Origin of the sequence: Bacillus cereus group sp. MYBK216-1 (assembly GCF_051916495.1) — a bacterium.
GTDB classification, from domain to species: Bacteria; Bacillota; Bacilli; order Bacillales; family Bacillaceae_G; genus Bacillus_A; species Bacillus_A thuringiensis_K.
In genome coordinates this window covers 141993-165242 of record NZ_JBQAGT010000006.1, presented here as the reverse complement: position 1 = coordinate 165242, position 23250 = coordinate 141993, and the positions used below count along the sequence as shown (strand labels likewise).

Here is a 23250-nt window from a genome sequence, read left to right as displayed (position 1 = left end):
AGAGTAATAATTTTTATTACTCTCATTATCTACTAAGAAAGGTTTCTATTAAAATAAAATGAAAAAAATTCCAGTTGTTTTACAACTCCAACAAACTGAATGTGGATTATGCTGTAGTAACATGATATTAAATTATTATGGCAGTCGAGAAACTATTTTCAACTTAAGAAATGAATTTGAGGTTGGAAGAGATGGGTTAAGCCTTAGTCAATTAAAACACTTGTTTTTGAAGAAAGGTTTTATCTCAAAAATTTACAAAGCTGATATTAGGGGACTTAAAAAACTTCAACTCCCTGCAATAATCTTTTGGGAAAACAAACATTTTGTCGTTTTAGAAGAGATTTCGGACAAAAAGATTAAAATTATTGATCCCGCTGAAGGTAAACGAAAACTTACCACCGATGAGTTTTTAAATAGTTTTTCACATTTGGTTCTAGAGGTAGTCCCAAGTAATGACTTTAAGCCACAATTTGCTGAAGAAGTAAAGCCTTGGGAGGGAATAAAACAATTAGTCATAAACAAACTATCTTTAACTATATTCATTATTTTAACAACAATAACCGTTTTACTACTCAATTTAATTATTCCATACCTCACGCAAAAAATTATAGATGGTGCTTTACTCGGGTCAGTATTTAATGATTTTTCTAGGATTATTTTAAGTCTCATACTTATATCTATATTGCACCTAACCCTATCAATTACAAGAGGATCTCTTATTATTAAACTGAACATCTTTTTAAGTGAAAAGCTTATGGGGAACACATTCCGTCATTTATTACGATTACCATTTAAATTTTTCGATTTAAGGTCTCCAGGTGATTTATTGTATAGACTGAATAGTCTTATTGGAGTAAGGGATTTAATTTCTAGTAGTTTAATACCAGGAATCGTTGATTTAGGTATGATGTTTGTTATTCTAATTTATTTGTCTTCAAAATCATACACAATTACACTTATCAGTTTAGGATTATTATTTTTTAACTTTTTAATTTTAAGTTTAAGTAGAGCCAAAGTTGCTGCAGCAGTAGACAATGAACTCGTTGAGCAAAGTAAAAGTCAGGCTATCCTGACTGAAATTCTATTTTCTAGTTTATTTATTAAAATTGCAGGGTTAGAAAATAAATTTTTTTCTAAGTGGGAACTTAGCTATAAGAAAAGTTTAGAGAAATTTAAATACCGTTCTCAGTTGCAAAATATAATAAACTCTTTATCTGGTAACTTTCAACTTATAGCTCCTGTCATAATCTTAGTAACAGGTATAATTTTATACCAAAATAATGCATTGACACTAGGTGAAATTGTGGCTATTCAAACTATTACAACAATGCTATTTAATCAATCTAGTTCGGTATTTTCTGCCTATACACAGCTTATTTTGACTTCATCTTATTTAAGAAGAGTGAGTGACATTACCGGAACCAAAATAGAGTCTTCTAATAATCTCATTAAAAATTTCGAAGTTAATGGAAATATAGAGTTAGAAGATGTTTATTTTTCATATACAAATATGAGCAATGATATTATCAAAAATATTAACTTATCTATTAATAGTGGTGAAAAAATTGCCATTGTTGGGAAATCCGGTTCTGGAAAAAGTACATTAGCAAAAATCATAGTTGGACTATATAAACATACCAAAGGAAATATCTACATAGATGGTCTGAATATCAATTCCATTGATCAAAGCATATTACATAAACAAATAGGTATTGTTCCACAAGATATTATGTTATTCAATAAAAGCATCTTTGAAAATATAACAATGGGAAATGAAAAATTCACATTAGAGGATGTGCAAGAGGCAGCAAAACTTGCAATGATTGATAAAGAAATCGAAAACATGCCTATGCAGTATAACACGGTAATAAGCGATATGGGCTTGAACTTATCAGGTGGTCAACGTCAGCGTATTTCTTTAGCTAGAGCTCTCATTAATAAACCACGAATATTAATTTTAGATGAGGCAACAAGCTCATTGGATCAAGAGAATGAGTTTAATATTATGGAGTATTTTAAAAAGATTAAGTGTACAGTAATTATTATAGCTCATCGACTTTCAACTATTATAGACGCCGACAAAATATATGTTATTGATGGTGGGAATATCATAGAGACTGGGACTCATCATGAATTAATGAATCAAGGTGGCTTCTATTATCACTTATATAATAAAAAAGGAGTAAGTGATTATGCCTATAATCAATAAACAAAACGAATTGAACAATTGTATGCAGTTGTATCCTGAATTACAAAGTAAAGAAGAACTAGAAGATTTAATTTATAGGGTTTCATCTACTACTATAGATGAACTCTATAAGCAAAGTAAAAATGATAGTGAAAATAAATTTAAATTTAAATCTCATAAACTAAATACTGAAGATGTAATTGATATAGGTATTTCATCAGATTTACCTTTTGGTTCATTTTGTAAATCTATCGTTATCGATCCTTTAAATCTCTTTTTCAAAGATTTAAAGAAAATTAAGATTATAAATGATTATACCTATTTCACAACAAATGTTGCCGATCAGCTAATCTCAAGAATATGGGAACTGTCATATAAAACTTTAATTGATGAATTAAAAACATTAAAAAATGAACAATTATTAATTGGAAAAACAGAAGAAGCGCGGTTCGCATACTTTCATGATGTTTTATTAAAAAATGATGAATATATAGAATATTTATTGGAGGATAATCAACAATTATCAAGCACCTTACGTATCATCATAAACAGAACTTTAAAAAATATTTTAGCCATTTTACATAGAACACAAGCTGAATGGAATAACCTATTAAATCAATTTCATATAAATAATGATGCAAAACTTACTCTTATTGATGTAGGAATGGGAGATACTCATCAAGATGGAAAAACAGTTTGTACACTTCATTTTTCAGATGATTCACGAATTATGTATAAGCCAAGAAATTTAGAGGTGGATCAAGCATTCCAAGATTTTTTGAAGTTTCTAAATACAAAGAGAATAACTGAATTTAATACTGTTAACTTTTTTTCTAGTAGTTCAGATGGGTGGATGGAATTCATTTCACAAAAAGAATGTACTGAAGAAAAGCAAATTAATGAATTTTACAAAAAGACTGGGCAGTACCTAGCCATACTATATATTTTAAATGCAAATGATATCCATTATGAAAATATTATTGCACACAGGGAAAATCCAATATTAATCGATTTAGAGTCTTTATTTGTTCCAAAACCTAATCATTATTTTGAGGAATTTGACAGCAGTTTTCAAAAGGCTCAAGAATTTTTACACACATCTGTAAATAGTATTGCACTTCTGCCAACAGAAATAACCAGATCCATTGATGGTACTGATTTATATGCAGATTTAGGCGGTGTGAGTTTTAATAAGAAACAAATATCTCCCTATAAATCAGTGATATTAAACAACAAAAATTTAGAAAGCATGGATTTCTCTTTAAGAAATTTAGAATTAGAACCAAAACATAATAATCCTGTTTTAAATGGTACAACATTAGAAGCTTATGATTATATTCAAGACATTCAAGATGGATTCAAAAGCATGTATGAATGGGCTATTGAAAATAAAGAAGAATTAGTAAGTAAAATTCAACAATTATTTACTGGTAAAAGAATTCGATTCATCAATAAGAGCACTATGTTTTATTCAAAATTATTAGACATGTCAACATACCCTATCTTTAGTAAAAATTCTTTTTATAAGAAATTACTATTCCATAGAGTTGGTTTAGATGGATTTAAATCGGGACACCCTTTCTTAAAACACGAATATAATGATTTATTAAATATGGATGTTCCATATTTTTCTGCAATAACTAACACAAAAAACATCTATAATTCTAATGGTGATGATATCGGGGACATATTAAATGATACTCCTTTAGAACGTTGTTTAACAAAGATAAACAATTTATCCTTAACGGATCTTTCCAAACAACTAAAATTAATTGAAACGTCATTTTTAAATAAACGTAAAGGGCACGAAGATTGTACTAAAATCTCATTTGTACAAGAAAAATCTAATCACCCAAAATATACGATAAATTATCATTCCTATCTGAAAAGTGCTAAGAATATCGGCGATCATTTAATTAATGAAATGATTACCGCGGATGAAAATGGATATTGGATTGCTCCCTCTCTGGAAGGAGAACAAGAAAACATCTGGTCTCCAGGTCTCGTAAGTTTAGATTTATATAGTGGAAACGCTGGAATTTCAATATTTCTAGCTCAATTATATTCATGTACAGGTGAAATGAAATACAAGGATGCCGCTTATAAGGCAATTGAACCCATAAGAAAATTTATAACAGAATTAGAAGAAAATAGCCAACTACCTTTCCCTTTAGGAGTATTCTCTGGAACCTCCGGTTATCTTTATGCTCTTTATAAGACCGGTATTTTACTAGGAAATACTGAACTTGAAAATTTATTTTTTGATAATATTGATAAATTGAAAAGTTTTGTCATAAAGGATAAAACTTTTGATGTTATAGGTGGCGTAACAGGTACAATTCACATGTTATTAAATATTGCAGCTAATTGTCATGTTACTAAGAATAAAAATCACTTAATTCGCCTTTCTATCGAACTAGAAAAACATTTACATCAACATCCCGTATTTAAAGATCAAGGGAAAATTTACGCTGGTTTCTCTCATGGCATAGCAGGAATTATGTCATGCTATGCATTATTATACAAGAATACAAAAAAACCAATATACAAAAATATCGCTGTAGAATTAAGAGATAAATTAAATAATTTCTATTCTCCAGTTCAACAAAACTGGTATAACAGCAATCAAAATAATGATATTAGTAATGGTTGGTGTCATGGAGCTCCTGGTATACTACTCTCTTTCTTAATTTGTATGGAGTGCGGAATAGAAATAGATGATACTTATGTCAGAATTGCTATAAATAGTACAAAAGATAAAGCCTTAGGTAATAACATCACTTATTGTCATGGTGATTTGGGTACTTTATCTATACTTGAGAGATGCGCCAATCAATTAAATGATTCTGTTCTCTCTTCACAGGTCGAATTAACATTTGAATGTTTACACCAACAATATCTAAAAGAAATAGTTAGTAAAAATACAATTAGGCATTCATATTCATTTAGCTTAATGATTGGTATTACCGGTGCTGGTCTAGCTTTAATTAATAAAGTGAATAAAATAAAAACTAATATTCTATGGATTAATTAATCCTCTCGTACTTGAAAGGAGGTGAAACATATGTTAAAAGAACAAAAATTAGAAAAAATCACAGGGCTTATCCCTGAATCAGAACTTGAAGAACATCTTTCAGGAGAAAGTAGCGGTGCAGGAACTCCAGCAATTGTTACTGCTATCAGTGCCGTCACTGCTGTAACTGCTCAATCTCCATGTCCAACATCTGCATGTTCAAAATCATGCAATAAATAGCTTAGATACATAAAAATTGTACCGATAATTTATGTATTAACCTATTCTATTTTAACTTTGAAAGGAAATGATGAATAATGCTAAAAGAACAAAAATTAGAAAAAATCACAGGGCTTATTCCTGAATCAGAACTTGAAGAACATCTCTCAGGAGAAAGTAGCGGTGCAGGAACTCCAGCAATTGTTACTGCTATCAGTGCTGTCACTGCTGTAACTGCTCAATCTCCATGTCCAACATCTGCATGTTCAAAATCATGCAATAAGTAATAAGTAATAAAATAGATTGTTTCGATTCAAAAATCGAAACAATCTATTTATTAGGAGGAAAAACTGTGTACAAAAGAACCGTGGAAAAACACATAAAAGAATACGAGACTACTTTTGGAGATTTTTATAGACCAATATTATTGAATCTCGAAGATACAATTGAAGACTTACTCAATACATACAGTGAACAAATAAATGAAAAAGAAATAATTCTAAACGATATCATAAAATCTTTATTATATGAATTGAATAGAATTTCATTCAGAACTTTATTATATGAATTCCATTTAACTAAGGAGAGCACTGAAACAAATACCCAAGACCACCACTTCAAAAATTATATACAATTATTAAAGGATTCTAATTATATTACAATGATATTAGATAAATACGAACATTTAAACAAATTAATAAACAAAAAAATCAACTTCAAAATACAATTAATTAAAAATATTTTTGAAAGCTTTTCAAATGACAAATCTAAATTACAACAACATATAGACAATCAAATTCACACTATACATGGTATTGAGTTTAGCCATGGAGATTCGCATAATCAAGGTAAATCAGTAACCATTCTTCAAACTAATAGTGGAAAATTAGTATATAAACCTCATAATTTATATACTGACCAATGGTTTTGTGATATTTTAAACGTTTTGAAAGAGGATATTAATATTGATATACCAGAAATCCCGCTATTTACTGTAGATGATTATGGATGGCAAGGTTTCATATCTCACAAACCATGTACTAACAAAGAAGAAATTTCAAATTATTATTATAGAATGGGAATATACTTATCCGTTTTTTATCTTCTTAAAACTGATGATATCCATTATGAAAATATTATGGCCTCTGGAGAATATCCTTTTATACTTGATTTGGAAACTATAGTCGCTAATAAAAAAATTCACTCCGATGAAGAAAAAGAATCTTTAATGTATACTTTCTTAGAATCTATAACTGACTCCGTCTTAGGAACAATGATTCTACCAGTAAACTATAAATTTTCACCATTTGACGTAGATATTTCTGCATTATCTACTAAAGAAGCCGAATCAAACATTTGGTTATCTTATGTTATAGAAGATGCAGGGACAGATAATATTCGACTAATAAAGCAGCCATCTCCACTAAATAAAAAAAATAATAAAGTCATGTTACATAATAAAGTAGCTAATCCTTTTGATTTTCTCAACAGTATTGAGAATGGATTTTCACATGGATATGATAGTATTTTAAAAAACAAACATAAAATTACAGAAATATGCCACTCAAATTTAGTAAATAAAATTCATGTAAGACATATCCCAAGGGCTACAAGTGTATATGCAAAGTTTTTAGATGCTTCTACGCATCCTACTTACCTTCGCAAAACAGAAACAGTAAATATGCTATTTAACAAATTCAAAAGAGGTACTTCCTTTACAGAAATAAAACAAGCTGAATCAGAAATATTAGCTTTATTTAACCATGATATTCCTTATTTTACTCAGCCGCTAATAAGTAAAAATCTTCACTGCAATGAAGTGAGTGTGATAAAAGATTATTTTCAAGACAGACCTATCGATTTAGTTCTTAACAGATTGAAAAATATGGATAAAAAAGATAAAGAAAAGCAAGTATACTACATAAAAATGTCAATGGTCACTGATGGAGGTGGTAGTCTTGCAAATATTCACGGAAATCAAGTTCTAGGTTTTCAAAATACAGAAATTGATAGTATTTTAAAAGAAGTTGGAAATGAATTAATTGATACAGCCATTATCTATAAAGATACTTGTACATGGATGATACATGAAGTAACAGATAACGAAAAAGTTTATATAGGTCCTCTTAATTATTCCCTATATGATGGTGCAGGATTACTTATTTTCTTACTGGAATTAGCTTCTTATAGTGATAATAAGAAATATTTACAATATGCTGAAATGGGCCTTAAAGGATTGGTTACTGACGTAGATCTAAGTAAAATAGATTCTTACTCAATCTTTCATGGACTTGGATCCTACCTTTATTTATATGCGAGATTTTATAATACTACACAAAAATCTGAGTACTACAATAAATTACTAGATGGTGTAAAAAATTTAAATATAACATACAAAAAAGATCTAAACATAGATTTTATTGGTGGGTTATCTGGAATGATAGTATTTCTAACAAATTGTTACAGAGCATATGGGGATGAAATTTTCTATAAAAAAGCACATGAGTTCGCTGAATTAATGATTTCCATTTATAAAGAGAAAACAGAATTCTTAAATGGCCTTGCTCACGGGCGTGCTGGCATTTCATTATCCTTGGCATCATTATATGAAATAAATAATGATGCCAAAATTAGTACTGAAGTTTATAAAGTCCTTAAACAAGAAAATCTTCATTTTAATTCTACTGATAATAACTGGACAGACTTAAGAGAATTTATTAATACTGAATCAGTATACTGGTGTCATGGAGCCCCAGGTATTTCATTAGCTAGAATGAAAACAATACAATACCTAGGCATAAATAATTTATTAAACAAAGATTTAACATGTGGCATTCGTAAGACCCTTCAAGATGGATTTTCTGATTATCATGATAGTAGCTTATGTCATGGAGTATTTGGTAACTTAGATATTTTAATAGAAATCAACAAATATAAAAAATGCGAAACTTTAAGACATTTTATTGATTCCACATTTTCTAATTATATCGATAACCTTACTAAGTTTGGATATCAATCTGGGATAAAAAACTCTTTACCTATTAACAACTTTATGCTCGGGAAATTTGGAATCGCTTATACTTTACTCAGATATAAGAATAATAAAATCCCATGTATATTATCTTTAGACATTTAAGTAATTATTATATGAAGGGAAGATATCTTGTGAGCATTGAAATTACTAATCTATCAAAAAGCTTTAATAAAAGAGAAAGAGTCTTAGACTCTATAAACATGAACATTAAAAATGGTGAAATAGTTGGGTTAGTTGGCCCTAACGGGGCAGGGAAAACTACATTAATGAAAATCATCTCAGGGCTCATTGTACAATATAGTGGTGAAATTAAGTTTTCTCAAGAAGAATATACTCAATTAGGTAGCTTAATTGAAAAACCAAAATATTTTCCTAATAAAAATGGTTACTATAATTTGAAATACTTTAGTGAGCTATATAGTGATAAAGATAATAATATTGAAGAAATTATACATTCTCTTCAAATGGAGAATTATTTATCTAAAAAGGTAAAGGATTATTCCTTAGGAATGAAGCAAAGACTGGGAATTGCTTTAGCATTGTTAAACAATCCAAATTATTTAATATTAGATGAACCAACTAATGGAATGGATCCTAATGGTATTAAAAGTATCTTAAAATATATAAAAGGGGTAACAAAGAAAAAAAATATAGGAGTTCTCTTATCTAGTCATATTTTAGATGATGTAGCGGATATTAGCGATCGGGTTTATCTAATTAACAAGGGGCAGATTATAGATGAATATTCTAGCTCAATTACTCCTGAAAAGACTATTAAATTTACTTTTAATCAAGAAACAATTATCGAGGCAAATAAGATTTTATCCTATTTCGGATTAGTAGAAAAGACATTAAATACAGTTTCATTGACTACCGATAAAGATTTAAACATATTGTTAGAAAAGTTAGGAGAAAAAAGCATTTATCCTCAAGGTATAAATGTAAAAAAAGATACTTTAGAAGACTTTTACTTTAAAAATATAGGAGCTGAGTAATATGAACTTTTCAAGCTATATTAGGCTGGAACTACTTAGGAATATAAGTACTGTATACCTTTATCTAGCTATTATTGCATCTTTTATTTTCGGGGGGGGAATAGTCTATTCTATTTATTCCTTAGATGGTCCATTTCATGCCCATAATGTTTCTGGTCTCTACTCAACCATCGCTGTTCTTGCATTAGCTATATTTTGTGTAAAAATCGTTTCTATAGATTTATATTATGGAACTATACAATTAATTTTTACGAATAAACAGAATAGACATCTGTTCCTTTATACAAGGTTAATCATTATAACTGTTATATCAATTCTATTTGGCATCGGATGTATATCCTTGCTCTGGATAAATGATATATTAAATCATCAAGGATTCAATTTTCAAATCGTTTGCAACACATTATTCCATTATTTTTTATTCGGGATTTTTTACACACTTTTATTTTTATTAATTTCTATTTTCTATAAAAAGCCTATGAATCTTCTTATAATTGCATTCTTTACAATTGTACTTATACCAAGTATCATAGGAGCGATTTTAAATATTCCTGGCCTGTCTTCTATATTAAAAGAGGCAATTATGGCGTTGCCCATATATAGCTTGCCTACAAAGATAGCTAGCTTATCGTTAAGCATAACCGATATATTTGTAATTATCGGATTGAGTATTTGTTTGTTTGTCTGGATATTCTATACTCTTCCTAAAACTGATTATTAAAATTTATCCTTTTCAATCAAATCGCAACTATAAATGAGGGAATTTTATGAAAAAAGTAGTAGCTTACGTTGCTTCAAGGAATAACAGCAGTCGTTCTGTTACAATTACAGAAAACTTATTAACTGAACTAAAAAGGAGTTTGAATCATCGAATTAATACAACACTCATTACACCTCTCACACATAATGTGCACCCTCCAACGGGATGTAAAAATTGTTTCAATCAAGGGATTTGTCCCTCTGATTTTTTAACAAATGACGATACTAATTTAATAAAAAATGAGTTACTAGAAGCAGATCTTATTTTTCTAGTTAGTCCTGTTTATTCACATAATGTTTCTGGAGACATGAAAAATCTAATTGACAGAATCTCTTATTGGGCTCATATTTTTAAATTATCTGGCAAACCAATTATACTTTTGGCTTCTGCGGAAAGTAACGGGGCAAAATACGTTATTAATTATATGAACAGAGTATTTACTGCTATGGGAGCTACAATAATTGGGCAAGAAACGTTTTTAAATACAGTGGAAGATTCATACAAAGGGAAGGTTGATATTATTATAAATCTGTCAAAAAAAATCCTTTTAAAAAATGTTTTCTTATCCCCTACCGAGCAACAAGAAAATTTGTTTCAATACCTTAAACAAACTATTTCCACTTACAATAATGAACATTTCGAATATAAATATTGGTTACAAAATGGATTATTTAAAAAGAATAGTTTAGAGGAATACTTTATAGAACAACAAAAAAATTAATAATAAAATAGCCCTTTAGGGCTATTTTATTATTAATTACTTTTATTTTTTAAAATATTTTCCGACCACAAATCCTGCTGCTCCTCCAATTATAGCAGCTACGACACTGGAATATAATAATCCAAACACTATAGCAATTCCTAACGCAAACGCAAACGACTCTGAATTCATTAAAATCACCTTTCATATTTTAATTTATTCCAATAAAATGTTAAAATAGAATCAAATTATTTAACAAAGTTAACAACCCCTTATTTATTATTCTAATTCTGAATTACAAATTTTTCAAGGTTGCTTTCAAAATATTAATCTACTAAAAAATTGAGTAGTGCTATCAGGAGTGTAGATAATTATTTTCTCTCTAGTCTAAAAAGTGATTTGAATTTAGTATATATAGTTCCGTATTATTTAACTGATTAAAGAAAATAAGCATAACCCTCCTATGTCATAAAATAAATAGTTTATATGAAACTCTTACTTCTTTAATAAAATTTTACCTCGGAATTTAAATATTTTACAAATAACACACATCCTTCAATACGCTTTTTTCTTTTGGCTTTTTTTATAAATTCCACCTCCTTCTATCTTATATATCTAATTCCCCATAAACTTCACTTCCCTATATTTCTCATTTCTTACCGCATCAAAAGGTACACCCTTTGGTTCGCTTTTTATTATTACGTGTTCAAAGATATAGAGAGCATTTGATATACCTATAAAAGTGTACCTTTATAAACAGTTATGAGTTGTAGGTTAGTAACTAGAAACGAAATCAATTTTCTATTGACTTACAATTTGAATTTTATTAAGGAATAAAAAGGGCCTATACTTCACTGAAGTATAGGGGGAGAGACTACAAGTAATCAGTTATTAATTTTGAATAGATACTTAAATCGATGAATTTTCCATTTGATTTTTCACTTTTTCTTAGATTTCCTTCTAATGTGAATTTTAATTTTTTTAACACGCTTATGGAATTTAGATTTTCAGATTCAACTTTTGCTTCAATGCGGTTTAGTTTTAAATCAATAAATGCACAATCTATTAAAGCGGAGATTGCTTCAGGTGCATATCCTTTGCCCCAAAATGCTTTTGAAATATCATAGCCGATCTTAGTTTTAGAGTTTTCAAAATCTAAGAAATTATAACCACATGAGCCAATGATTTGATTAGATTTTGCTTCGATAACAGTAAATCGTATTGCTTTATTGTTTTGAGCCAGCTCATTTAGAAATTTAATCATATCTTTTGCCTGATCCTCATTAGTGAAATTAATAATATTAATGAATTTCGTAACATCTGGATCAGACCATATTTTAAATAAGCTTAATGAATCAGATTCTTCTGTTTTTCTTAAATATAATCTTTGTGTGTATAGTTCTGTAATCAATACTTTTACCTCCATTATATTGGTGATGGGTAGATGAAAAATATTGATATTTGTGCATAATTCAGCCCTTCCTACTCTTAGTTATTTTTTATTATACATGAGATAAATAGAGGGGGGAATTATGTGGTTTTTTATATCAACTTTGTTTCTTAATTGTTTCTTCCATTTAATAGCACGCGTGATTTTATTAAAATGAGAGGAGAAAAACTCTTGAATAGAAAGGATATTTAGTAAAAATTTATTCAAAGAGAAAATCTTTACTTCAAATATCGGTACATGATTGATATTAGTAATAATGGAATAGCTATTTAAACTTTAGGGGAGGAACAATAATATGGCAAAAGTTCTAATGTTTAATTTTCCAGGAGAAGGACATATTAATCCGACAATTGCAGTTGTTGAAGAACTAATAAAAAGAGGCGAGGAAGTTATTTATTATTGCGTAGAAGAGTATAGAAGTAAAATAGAGAATACAGGAGCTTTGTTTCGACCATATGAAAATTTCATATCACAAATAGACATGGTAAAAAGAATGAATGGGCAAATAAATCCTCAAGAACTATTATTATACATTGTGAAATCCATGGATAAAATAATAGGGATAATTTTAGAAGAAGTAAAAAAAGAAGAATACGATTATGTTATATATGATAATAATTTCGCTGTTGGATGGATTATAGCTGAAGTACTACAAATACCTAAAATTTCTTCATGTACAACATTTGCCATTACTAAAAAAATAGCATCTGCTCTTATGAAGGATCACGAAGAAGAGAATAAAAAATCTCCATTATATCAGAAAGTTATGCGTATTTTTAAAAAATGGGAAGATATTTATGGAATTACTCTTAATGAAAAACAAAATTTGATGACATGCCCAGGGGATATTACAATTGTATATACATCAAAATTATATCAACCAAATGTCGAAGAATTTGATGATTCTTATATATTTGTTGGGCCCTCTATTGCACAGCGTAAAGATGTAGATTCTTTTTGCTTAGAACAGGAAAAGGGAAACAAGCTGATTTTTATTTCTATGGGAACAGTATTTAACCAACAATCCGATTTTTATCGCACATGTTTTGAAGCATTTCGAAATAGCTCGGTTACTGTCATATTAGCTGTAGGGAAGCAAAATGATATTAGTCAATTAAATAATATTCCTTCTAATTTTAAGCTATATAATTACGTTCCTCAATTAGACATTCTACAACATACTGATCTATTTATTACACATGGGGGAATGAATAGTTCCAGTGAAAGCTTATATTTTGGTGTTCCTATGCTAGTTATTCCTGTTATGGGAGATCAGCCTATAATTGCTCAAAGAATAGAAGAATTAGAAGCCGGAGTCCAGTTAAATCGTAAATTCCTTACTCCGGAGATATTACGTAATACAGCGATGCATGTGTTATCAAATGATATTTATACAAAAAATAGTCATAGAATTGGAGAATCTTTAAAAAATGCTGGAGGATATAACAAGGCAGTCGATAAAATTGAAACCTTTAAATTTAAAATAGGTATTAAATAAAGCAAAACTATTGTGGCTGAAGAATTTGTGGAGCATGTGGTGATTGGTATGAAAATTCTATCGAATAACCTATCAGTTTTATATTGCTTATTGTTATTCAGTTAGTCGTTTATATCGTGTGTTTTACTGTAATCATGTTAATTTTTGGGATACTAGAAGTTGAATAATTAACAATAAATACGCTTGGTTTATATGTTGTTTTTGATTATTACGGTATTAAGTTATATGATGATACAATATTTTCTTATGTACGGAACCCAAGCTAGTTTAGTTCAAATGAAACTGATGTTTATTACCAAATTAAGTGTATTTTGGTATGTTATTTAGGGTACCGCCACAAGCTTATCAATCTAGTGAAATGAAACATCCCCAAAACATCTTTGTTGTTTTTGGGGACATTATGAAAAAATAGCTTATTGGCTATGGGCATTTACATCGAGAGAGGCAATCTATTTCAAGTATCTATATTGCTTTATATAAATGAATTTTCCAAGCGGATGTGTTTGATGTAAATATTTTTTCAAGAGATAAATTGTTCTCTGCTGCATTTTCAATTGGAACAGCAGAAAAAATGTAACGACCATCCATTTTTTTGAAGTGTTCTATATTTAGTTCTACATTTCTTAAGCGTTTGTTTGATTTTTTTGTAAACATATAGTGTTTTCCAAGTTCATCGGTGAAAATATAACAGCGGCCACCCCATTCGTCAAAATACGTACGAATCGTTTTATTCTTCGCTAGTTCCTTCTCGATTATTTTTCGAAATTCATATTTATATGATAGAGGATAAAAATTATTATATGTATCAAGTGTGTAGAATCCATTGTACTGAGCGATAGCAGGATGTAAACCAATATTAGCGACACGGTACTGCTCCAAAGGTAAATCGATATACTCTTTTATCTTCTGGAATTGTTCTTCTGCAAAAAATTCCTTTACTGAAGGTTTATTTTGAAAAATAATTTCCTCATTATAAAAGCTTAACAAAATAATTTGAGCAATCACAAAACCTGTTACAACGTGTCTCCATATTTTCCCTTGTAACCATAAAAATTTTAATCCAAGAGCGAATAAAACATAAATAACTAACGGGCGTAAAAAATGATAACGTGCAAAATTAAATGTATCTAAAATGTGAAAACGTTTTGTTAATGGAAGCCAACCTTTATAAAACCAAAAAGCATACCAAATTGACAAAGCTATGTTAAACAAAAACAAAAAAACAAAGACTTTTTCTTGCTTCCATTGTTTCTTAGTAATGATAAAATACAACGCAATAAGTATGACAGGTAAAATAACAAATGTATGGACTGTCATGACATGGGTATGTCCTAGAAGGAAATTTTTCAATGTGAGGCGGAGAGATCGCCATAACGATAATCTTGCATGAAAATATTCATCTCTACTGTTAGGTGCAGTAGATAAAAAGAAGGAAGATACTAAGCGATATTCTACAATCATGTAAATGAGCGTCATATAAATAATTGAAAAAAGAAAACGAAAGTTCCATTCTTTTTTTATTACTAAGTCCACTAACCAAAGGACTCCCATTCCGCTTAAAAAAAAGAAAAAACCTAAAACAATACTCGAGTATAGAGGAATAAGAGTGAGTACGAAATAGTTCTTCCACGACCTTTCTCCTTTTCGAATATTTAAAAATGCCCAAAGTGCAAGAGGCATTCCGAGAGTACTAAGCATTCCTGACGGCCAGAAAGGAGTAAGAGCAAAAGCTAATGAAACTCCTACTGCAATGACCCTCCATTCCTCTCTAGGTAAAAAATGTTGTTTTAAAAGAACATACATCCCTATAAATGCAACCACTCTTGTAATCGTTTGACTCAATGCATACGCAACCATATTTGGAAAAAAAGCATACAACCAAACGATACCACTAAATTCCGTACTAAATGCGTTTCTTGACAATTGATTGTTTATCACCTGTGGAATGGTAGCATCAATCGGACCTATTATCTCTCCGCTCCTTGCCAAAACCTTATACCAAGACAGATTGGAATCAAGATTATCATGAACACGAATATGCGCATTTTCTCCAAGAATAAATAAAGGAGACAAATAAAGAAAGAGTATGATTGCTGCAAAAACCAGTAACTTTATTTCTTTGTTATTCTGTTTTAAAAACATTGAAAACACCTCGAAAAATTTCAAAAAGTTTATTTATAAAATTTCCTAAACGAAAGAAATTATTCCTGGGTTAATAAGATGTTGTGATTTATATAAATTAAGAAACTTCTTGTATAAACTTAAGTGTGAAAGAGGGAAGAATACCGGAGGGAAATGGATTTACTTCTTAATGTTGATTATTTTTATAAAAAAGAAAAGTCTTAACAGTTAAGTGGCTGAAAGACTAGATTGCAGCCAGTATTTAATCTAAATAAAGAAAAGAATTATGGCAGTGAAATACACGTGCTACAATTCTTTTTAGTATATTTAAGATTTATTCAATTTGTCTTTATCGTCTACAGCTATATCCTCTTCTATATTTACAGTCTCTTTTACAACATAGATTGGTCGATTCTTACTTTCGTCATAAATACGAGCAATATATTGACTGACAATACCAAGACCAAGAAGTTGCACACCACTGAAGAATGTGATAGCAACCATAAGAGAAGCCCATCCAGTTTGAATGTCTTGTCCAATAAATTTAACAATAACTGAGTATATTAAAACTGCAATAGAAATTAATACAGAAATTAAACCTAAAGTCATAACCATTCTTAGTGGCTTTGTAGAAAATGCAATAATACCATCTGAGGCAAATCTCATCATTTTCTTTAAGGGATATTTTGTTTCACCCGCAAAACGTTCATTTCTTACGTATTCAATATATGTTTGGCGGAATCCAATCCAAGACATCATTCCACGTACGAAACGATTTCGTTCTGTCATTTGTTTGAATACATCTGCTACTTTACAATCAATAAGACGGAAGTCACCTGTATCTTTAGGAATATTAATATCAGACATGAAATTTAAGAAACGGTAGAAATATTTAGCTGTTACAAGTTTAAACCAAGTTTCACCATCACGCCGTTTTCTTTTCGCGTAAACAACCTCATAACCTTCTTCCCATTTTGCGATAAGTTCTGGGATGACTTCAGGTGGATCCTGTAAATCAGCATCAATGATTACGATAGCATCACCTTTAGCAACATCAATTCCTGCTGTTACAGCTATTTGATGTCCAAAATTACGAGCAAAGTTTATGATTTTAGCACGAGAATCTCCGGCTGAAATACCTTTTAAAATTTCCATCGTCCGATCGGTACTACCATCATTTACAAAGATAAATTCATAATTAATATTATTTTGTAGCATAACAGATTTTAAACAATTATAGCATTCTTGTGCTACTTCTTCTTCAAAATACATAGGAACGATAATTGAAATAAGTTTCTCCAAGCTTTTATCCTCCTTGTAGTAGGGATTGGTTGAATTATTGCAAATGATTTTGTTTGTTGAATGTCCAAAGTTTATGAAGGAAAAAATTCATTATCATGCCAACATTGATAGAAAAAAGTTGTGAGATAAACTTATTGATAAAAAGTTTATCAACTAATATGAATAAGGTAATTGTGTTAAAAATTAATACAATTAAATTTACAGTTAGGAATTTCAAAAATAATGATATCTCTTTATTTTTGAATTCAAAAACCCAATTTTTATTCCAATAATAACTGTTAATAACACCAATTAAATAAGCAAAACAGTTAGCGGTAAGGTAATTAATACCAACTTTAACCAAAGTTATGTAGCTAATCATTGTGATAAGTGTATTTAATATTCCTATCAAGCTAAACTTTAAAAATTTCTTCATAATGTAGTATCCTCATTTTTATAAAAGATATAAAAATATATAATGATAATTTGCAGTTTTTATATAAATCAATGATTACTTTAAAGATTTATTAGGTATCACCACTTCAAAAAGAAGCTTGTACATTTAGACATAAATGTACCGGTTCCCTGTAAGATAAAGAACCGGCTATCTATTTAATGTTGTTTTGATGGGGTTTTTGTCTTGTAATGGTGGTGATTATTAGTTTGGTTACCATGTCTCTCTTGGTTGTAAGGCGTAATTTCATCAGCAAATTCCATATTTGCTAAATTTACTTTGGATGGAATAAATGATCTTGTTTTATTTTGAAAACCTTGGAACGTATGTTTTATAGATTTCATCATACTTGAATTACGTGTTGCCAATAACCCTAAAACTGTTCCTAATCCTAGTAAAGAAGCCCAAATCCATCCTTTATTGTTCTTCTTTTTATTTCCTAATAACCCAAGTATTCGTTGGATTATTTCCCCATAATTCAATGATGACATCAAAAAGTTAATTATATTCAATTTTGTCCCCCCTATAAAAAATCGTAAAAAGAAACACTAGGTTCATTTCCACATTATTTATAATGCGATATTTTATAGAAATTTATGATACCAACTTATACTAATAATTCTTGATTTTTAAATTGGAACCCTTAATGTTACCTGATTGTTTTGTTAAAATATGTAAAAAGATTTTATGTAAAAGCCTCTTTAGGACAAATCGCTAAACGTGCAAAAATAAGTAAGGGGGTTATTTCTTATTACTTTACAAACAAAGAGGAACTTCTAGAGCAAGTTATAATCGATTATTATATAGCTTGCCAGTCCTTTAGTTGTCCGCAAATTGAAGCTCAAACGACCCCAGAAGGAATGCTCCAAACGTATATTGAGTCGAATCTGAAATTTATAGATAAACATCGAAAGCATATATTCGCTGTTATAGAAATTGTTTCAAATGAAAGAACAGATGAAGGAAAACTTCGGTTTGCAGCAGACCATGATGAAACTATTTTTCTTCCCATTAAAAATATTCTACGTTTAGGGATGCAAGAGGGGGTGTTTCGAGAATTTTCCGAAACGGCCTTACGGGTGATGGCGTTAACAATCAGGCATGCCATAGACGGATTTAGCCTCGAGCTAATGATGAACCCCGATCTAAACGTTAAAGATTACACTAAAGAACTTATTACAATCTTTGAGCGAACAACTCAAAAGTAACATATCACCCTGATGAGGGGGAAGGTCATGATATTTTATGAGGTTATTTGTTTTTGCTGTAAAAGTGTATTTCTAGTAAATGAAGGAACTGAAAAATATAAGCAGTTCAAGGAAAATCCAAAAGGGAAATATTGCTGTGACGAATGCAGTCATAAAATAAGACTTGAAGCAATTAAACATTTTTTTAGATAGGGGCACTATCTACTTCTTATTTTTGCTAGTTTATAATGTCTAACATAATTCATCTCAAAATGATTAAATTTTTTTATAAATATTGTTTATATATTCATAAAGGAAAACTCCATTTTAATCAATCTTTATTTTAAAGCTATACCGAATCCTTAAGTTGATGAATGTGTGTCGTGCCCCCTATAAAGAAATTAAGTTCATCTTTTTTCTCAATATGGGTATATAATGTAAAGCTTTATAATTATTTACACAGCGGTGTTTTGAATAATATCAAACAAAAAATCGATGGGGGTTCTTAATGCCTAAGGAACTTCAAATACCTGTTGTAATAGGTTGTTATCCAACTTGAATACAGAAAAGAGGAGTCCTATATGAAAATTGAGTTGTTAGAGAAAAAACATATACAAGAGGTAACGGATTTGATTGCAACAGCCTTTGTACAGAATGAACCATTAGTAAGTTATATACAAGTTCCCTTATTTTCCTATAAGAAAATATGTGAAGAAATGGTGGACCGAGCTATTCAGCAAAAGATGTCATGGGTAGCGATGAAGGACGATGAAATGGTGGCAGTCATTTTATGCCGAAAAGCGGAGAGACCGTTAATCGATAAACAAACAGCAATTCAAATATGTCCACCAGTCGCACCCATTTTACAACTATTAGCAGATTTAGAAGAAAAATCTGCAGAATTTTTACAATTACCTAAGGGAAATTTAATTTATTTTGATATGGGAGCCTGTCATCCAAAATGGATGGGAAAAGGAATCATGAGTGCCATCAATATGCTCATTTCGCATGCTTTAACATTAATGGCGGAGAATCAATCAAATATTATCACAGCATGTACCAATAAAATCTCTAATAAACTATGGACAAGACAATATCAAGCGATTCAACTGAATGAGATTGTATATGATTCATTTTGTTATCAAGATAATTATCCGTTTGCTGGCATTACTTCTTCCACAGCAGCCCAATTATTATATATGCCGACTGCTCACATTATTGAGGGACTGGCAAAACAAAAAAGACGTTCTCATACTCGTATATAAACATTTATAGCCAACGCATTTATAATAAAGATTCTAAAAAGAATAACTAACAAAATCATTTGAAGAAGGGTGTTTTTGCACATCCCTCACGAAGAAAGACTGCTCTTGCGTTAAATGCATGGTCAGAATGTCAGTACTTGGGTACCGCCGCATCGCCAGCAACTTAAGAAATTGATTGTTCCCCAAAACGATTACCATAAACCTTTACCAAAAGTATGTTGCACAGACACAGGGCTTAATTGTTACAAGAATGTTACTAAACGTACAATTTTCTCGAAATGATATGGTGCCTCCAAATGGAAAATAGCAGGATTTTCGTTAGCATGCAATAATACATGTTCATTCAGCGGAAAAATCTGGTGAAATCTAAGCACCTGTTCTATTTTTTCAGTTATCTTGGAAACCTTACTTCTTAATTACCCAAATGGGAGGCGCTTTATCGCGTCTTTTCTTTATTTTCAAAAGGATCGGCTCAATTTCTTCCTAGATCCGTATTTTAATTTAAATGTGATACGATAGTTGTATATAGACAACAATGAGGGGCAGCAAGTATTAGAAGATAAGTAGATAAAATTAGGGGGCGCATTTCATGTATAACTTACAAGAAGATATGTATGAACAATTGAAAGGGAAAAAAGGGGAAGTTACTGTGTTTTTAAAGAATGGCATTCCAGTACGTGGGCAGATCCTTGCAATGGACAAATTCACCGTTCTTATGATTGCTCATGGTAAGCAACAACTAGTCTACAAGCAAGCAATTTCCACAATTCTTAAGTAATTCTTTTTCCTTTTTTCGAGGGAAGAGGAAAAAAACAAAAAAATAGAAGATTGAGATCAATCTTCTTCAAAAAAAGGAACAGATAACAGATTACTACTCCAACTCTTAATCAATTATATATAAGCGTATAGGAATATTCAATCCGTTCTGAATTTTCTCAATATATTTGTCTTATTTTTAAATTATAATATAAGTAATTCTTTTTATTATTATATATTTGTTCTTTTCTGTCGCAGAATCCTTATTATAAGGATTCCTTTTTTTGTATCAAAAATCTACAAAGAAAAAAGATAAGATCGGGACACAATCTTATCTTTAGCACAAGGAGTAAACAAAAGGAATAACCATCATATTTTTATAATACTTAAATTTTTATTAATTTTGAATATTCAATCCGTAATTACTAAGTATATCTATATTGAGAAATTTATTACAAAATTAGTTATAAATGATTCAAAACTCCAAAGTAAACTTTTAGCCATTAGTTTACTTTCGATTAAAAATCATTTTAATGAAATTAAGGACCTACTATCTACAGAAAGTGTAGAGCACCTAGAACGCATAAAGCATCTATCATTAAAAAATCGTGCGACATCCCAAATTCCCGCTTTAGCGAACATGCTACCAAATGAAATTGCAGTTTATTAAATTGGATTGAGGGCTTTTTTACTTGATAAAAATAAGTTATAGGAAGTGTTTTAACAAATCCATTATTGCGTTCAACAATTTAATAAACTGAATTGTTGCCTCCGAATGTTCCCGTATCTTTTTGATTATTTCTTTAATTTTTTTCATGACTAAAACCTCTATTTCCTAAATGTAACGGTTATCTCTTAATATCCGTTCATCATGTAATAATCAATATCAGGTTCAAGTCCACTATCTAATGCAGATTTAATTACAATTTAATAATAACTAATATTTAAAGATTGCAAAGAAAAAATCAGTTTTACAAAACATACAAAATGTTAAACTCAAAGAACCTAGTAATGTTAAGTAAACATACTAATATCACTAGATTTTTATTTGGTTATTTAATGACGGGTTTTACATATTGAAAAAAATGCGAAATTAGTTTTACTGTTGTAGTTGAATTTTCTCAAAAAGTGATATTTCAAATTGGATACTTATTTCATAGTAAAGCAAAAAGCACCCAGCATGGATGCTTTTAAAATTATATATGTTTGTACTAGAACCATTTCTTAAATTCTTAGCAATAAAAAAGAATTTAAAAAACGAAAATTATAAAATAAATCCAATCATTATATTAATGAATTGGCCAATCTTAGCTACAACTTGGGAGCCATGAGCAACCATTGAGTTAATATCAGTTAAAGCCGCTTGTGCTTATCTAAGAAGAGAGGGTCTTACAGCTGCACTTTGTTCTACATTTTGTGCTATTTCTTCAGCAAAATCCAAAGCATTCTCTTTAACATCTGAGTTCTCTATAGATATCTCTTTTAGTAATTCTATTTAGTAGAATATTTCCCTGTATAGCATCATTATTGAGTCCTGATTCCATGAGATTGAAGTTAAGATATATTGAAAAGATCTTATTGAGATTTCTTGTCAATTTCTCATTAGTTTTCAGTTTATTCGGAAATTTGGTGGTTTTAATTTTACAGTTTAGTGAAATAGTGGGTTTGAAGATAATATAAAGCGTCTGCAGGACAATAGTTATGGGTATAAGATGAAAATATTGTATGTGCATAGCGAAAGATAACGGAAGGATAAACAGTACTGTAGCATATGGAACTTATTTGGTCTGTCTTAGGAGTCGTACAATGCATAATTGTAAGTCAGCAATCCTAGAAATAAGTTTGCCTTCGGTAGGAAGCGTTCCACTAACGATGTTCATACTCAATATTTTTTTAAAACGTTTGAAGGAATTTAGTTTATGTATATAACTTTATGAAGAATATTAAATCTGTAGCATATGTAATTCCTCTGGAATGGATTCACGTATAGATCCTCATCTAAATTAAAAAATTTCACATATAATTTCATTTATGTTTAAAGTTTAAAAGCTCACCATAGATGATTTATAGAGAATGCAATTATAAATGCAAGAAAATCTAATTTAAAATTGAAAATTCGTTCTATTTTGGTTAGATATGGAATAAATGAATTTTATTTCTCAATATTCACTGTATGTCACTTTTTTGTTTTTTTCTATATGATATTGGAAAAAGTATGCTTAATTTTATAACATAAATCCCCTACAAAATTATTACTCTACAAATTAATTTCTTAAAGAAAACTTCTTGTGAATATGTTACTAACTACATAAAGTGTAATATTAACAGA

General features: G+C 29.7%; 19 protein-coding genes. 13 read left to right on the top strand and 6 right to left on the bottom strand.

From position 1 onward, the window contains the following. Window positions 1-58: 58 nt before the first annotated feature. The 8 genes from ACTFRH_RS21715 (at window position 59) to ACTFRH_RS21680 (ending at window position 10930) form a co-directional block, all read left to right on the top strand. Window positions 59-2209: a peptidase domain-containing ABC transporter gene (locus ACTFRH_RS21715; RefSeq protein ID WP_000723763.1), complete on the top strand. Its 2151-nt coding sequence runs from the start codon at window positions 59-61 to the stop codon at window positions 2207-2209. Beyond that, window positions 2193-5222, top strand: a complete 3030-nt coding sequence (locus ACTFRH_RS21710) for a type 2 lanthipeptide synthetase LanM family protein (RefSeq protein WP_001121607.1) — start codon at window positions 2193-2195, stop codon at window positions 5220-5222. The genes ACTFRH_RS21715 and ACTFRH_RS21710 overlap by 17 nt, the downstream gene beginning before the upstream one ends. 30 nt (window positions 5223-5252) lie before the next feature. Next, complete coding sequence (locus ACTFRH_RS21705; RefSeq protein WP_000910756.1) at window positions 5253-5441, top strand: class II lanthipeptide, LchA2/BrtA2 family; 189 nt, start codon at window positions 5253-5255, stop codon at window positions 5439-5441. A gap of 77 nt (window positions 5442-5518) precedes the next feature. Then, on the top strand, window positions 5519-5707 hold the full coding sequence (locus ACTFRH_RS21700) for a class II lanthipeptide, LchA2/BrtA2 family (RefSeq protein WP_000910756.1): 189 nt from the start codon (window positions 5519-5521) through the stop codon (window positions 5705-5707). Between the two features lie 65 nt (window positions 5708-5772). Then, window positions 5773-8556 carry a type 2 lanthipeptide synthetase LanM family protein gene (locus ACTFRH_RS21695; RefSeq protein ID WP_003301854.1) on the top strand — a complete coding sequence of 928 codons (2784 nt, stop codon included), beginning with the start codon at window positions 5773-5775 and terminating at the stop codon, window positions 8554-8556. A gap of 29 nt (window positions 8557-8585) precedes the next feature. Then, window positions 8586-9449: an ABC transporter ATP-binding protein gene (locus ACTFRH_RS21690; protein ID WP_157464238.1), complete on the top strand. Its 864-nt coding sequence runs from the start codon at window positions 8586-8588 to the stop codon at window positions 9447-9449. A gap of 1 nt (window position 9450) precedes the next feature. Continuing rightward, the gene (locus ACTFRH_RS21685) at window positions 9451-10170 is read left to right on the top strand and encodes an ABC transporter permease (protein ID WP_001011814.1); all 720 of its coding nucleotides are present in this window, start codon (window positions 9451-9453) and stop codon (window positions 10168-10170) included. Window positions 10171-10216: 46 nt separating this feature from the next. Next, window positions 10217-10930, top strand: a complete 714-nt coding sequence (locus ACTFRH_RS21680; RefSeq protein ID WP_000758153.1) for a flavodoxin family protein — start codon at window positions 10217-10219, stop codon at window positions 10928-10930. A 42-nt stretch (window positions 10931-10972) separates the two neighbouring features. Here ACTFRH_RS21680 and ACTFRH_RS21675 read toward each other — a convergent pair whose 3' ends face one another. Both ACTFRH_RS21675 and ACTFRH_RS21670 read right to left on the bottom strand, forming a co-directional pair. Further along, a complete protein-coding gene (locus ACTFRH_RS21675) occupies window positions 10973-11101 on the bottom strand; it encodes a hypothetical protein (RefSeq protein WP_269724306.1) in 129 nt (42 codons plus the stop codon). Between the two features lie 682 nt (window positions 11102-11783). After that, complete coding sequence (locus ACTFRH_RS21670) at window positions 11784-12320, bottom strand: GNAT family N-acetyltransferase (protein WP_000627288.1); 537 nt, start codon at window positions 12318-12320, stop codon at window positions 11784-11786. 334 nt (window positions 12321-12654) lie between these two features. Between ACTFRH_RS21670 and ACTFRH_RS21665 the strand changes: the two genes are divergently transcribed. Next, window positions 12655-13857, top strand: a complete 1203-nt coding sequence (locus ACTFRH_RS21665) for a macrolide family glycosyltransferase (RefSeq protein ID WP_001151405.1) — start codon at window positions 12655-12657, stop codon at window positions 13855-13857. Between the two features lie 462 nt (window positions 13858-14319). Here the strand turns inward: ACTFRH_RS21665 and ACTFRH_RS21660 are convergent, their stop codons facing one another. The 4 genes from ACTFRH_RS21660 to ACTFRH_RS21645 all read right to left on the bottom strand — a co-directional run bounded on the left by ACTFRH_RS21660 (window position 14320) and on the right by ACTFRH_RS21645 (window position 18225). After that, window positions 14320-15999, bottom strand: a complete 1680-nt coding sequence (locus ACTFRH_RS21660; RefSeq protein WP_000478940.1) for a DUF6044 family protein — start codon at window positions 15997-15999, stop codon at window positions 14320-14322. A 306-nt stretch (window positions 16000-16305) separates the two neighbouring features. Continuing rightward, entirely contained in the window at window positions 16306-17280 is a 975-nt protein-coding gene (locus tag ACTFRH_RS21655) for a glycosyltransferase family 2 protein (RefSeq protein ID WP_000413112.1), read from the bottom strand. 34 nt (window positions 17281-17314) lie between these two features. After that, window positions 17315-17695: a GtrA family protein gene (locus ACTFRH_RS21650; protein WP_000714040.1), complete on the bottom strand. Its 381-nt coding sequence runs from the start codon at window positions 17693-17695 to the stop codon at window positions 17315-17317. Window positions 17696-17871: 176 nt separating this feature from the next. Then, on the bottom strand, window positions 17872-18225 hold the full coding sequence (locus ACTFRH_RS21645) for a hypothetical protein (RefSeq protein ID WP_001021512.1): 354 nt from the start codon (window positions 18223-18225) through the stop codon (window positions 17872-17874). A gap of 150 nt (window positions 18226-18375) precedes the next feature. Here ACTFRH_RS21645 and ACTFRH_RS21640 point away from each other — a divergent pair, with 150 nt between their 5' ends. The 4 genes from ACTFRH_RS21640 (at window position 18376) to hfq (ending at window position 20943) form a co-directional block, all read left to right on the top strand. After that, the gene (locus ACTFRH_RS21640) at window positions 18376-18921 is read left to right on the top strand and encodes a TetR/AcrR family transcriptional regulator (RefSeq protein WP_000922556.1); all 546 of its coding nucleotides are present in this window, start codon (window positions 18376-18378) and stop codon (window positions 18919-18921) included. 27 nt (window positions 18922-18948) lie between these two features. Then, window positions 18949-19113 carry a DUF2197 domain-containing protein gene (locus ACTFRH_RS21635; protein ID WP_000578501.1) on the top strand — a complete coding sequence of 55 codons (165 nt, stop codon included), beginning with the start codon at window positions 18949-18951 and terminating at the stop codon, window positions 19111-19113. 368 nt (window positions 19114-19481) lie between these two features. Beyond that, entirely contained in the window at window positions 19482-20165 is a 684-nt protein-coding gene (locus ACTFRH_RS21630) for a hypothetical protein (protein WP_000687687.1), read from the top strand. 589 nt (window positions 20166-20754) lie between these two features. Then, window positions 20755-20943 (top strand): RNA chaperone Hfq, encoded by a 189-nt coding sequence (gene hfq / locus ACTFRH_RS21625; RefSeq protein WP_000282540.1) that lies wholly within the window; start codon window positions 20755-20757, stop codon window positions 20941-20943. Window positions 20944-23250 lie beyond the last annotated feature (2307 nt).

Excerpts from the sequence above, each read along its gene's own strand:
- ACTFRH_RS21680 (WP_000758153.1), top strand. The coding sequence starts at position 10,217 with ATGAAAAAAGTAGTAGCTTACGTTGCTTCAAGGAATAACAGCAGTCGT.
- ACTFRH_RS21675 (WP_269724306.1), bottom strand. The coding sequence starts at position 11,101 with ATGAATTCAGAGTCGTTTGCGTTTGCGTTAGGAATTGCTATAGTGTTT.
- ACTFRH_RS21700 (WP_000910756.1), top strand. The coding sequence starts at position 5,519 with ATGCTAAAAGAACAAAAATTAGAAAAAATCACAGGGCTTATTCCTGAA.
- ACTFRH_RS21710 (WP_001121607.1), top strand. The coding sequence starts at position 2,193 with ATGCCTATAATCAATAAACAAAACGAATTGAACAATTGTATGCAGTTG.
- ACTFRH_RS21665 (WP_001151405.1), top strand. The coding sequence starts at position 12,655 with ATGGCAAAAGTTCTAATGTTTAATTTTCCAGGAGAAGGACATATTAAT.
- ACTFRH_RS21635 (WP_000578501.1), top strand. The coding sequence starts at position 18,949 with ATGATATTTTATGAGGTTATTTGTTTTTGCTGTAAAAGTGTATTTCTA.
- hfq (WP_000282540.1), top strand. The coding sequence starts at position 20,755 with ATGTATAACTTACAAGAAGATATGTATGAACAATTGAAAGGGAAAAAA.
- ACTFRH_RS21650 (WP_000714040.1), bottom strand. The coding sequence starts at position 17,695 with ATGAAGAAATTTTTAAAGTTTAGCTTGATAGGAATATTAAATACACTT.
- ACTFRH_RS21660 (WP_000478940.1), bottom strand. The coding sequence starts at position 15,999 with ATGTTTTTAAAACAGAATAACAAAGAAATAAAGTTACTGGTTTTTGCA.
- ACTFRH_RS21630 (WP_000687687.1), top strand. The coding sequence starts at position 19,482 with ATGAAAATTGAGTTGTTAGAGAAAAAACATATACAAGAGGTAACGGAT.
- ACTFRH_RS21705 (WP_000910756.1), top strand. The coding sequence starts at position 5,253 with ATGTTAAAAGAACAAAAATTAGAAAAAATCACAGGGCTTATCCCTGAA.
- ACTFRH_RS21685 (WP_001011814.1), top strand. The coding sequence starts at position 9,451 with ATGAACTTTTCAAGCTATATTAGGCTGGAACTACTTAGGAATATAAGT.
- ACTFRH_RS21715 (WP_000723763.1), top strand. The coding sequence starts at position 59 with ATGAAAAAAATTCCAGTTGTTTTACAACTCCAACAAACTGAATGTGGA.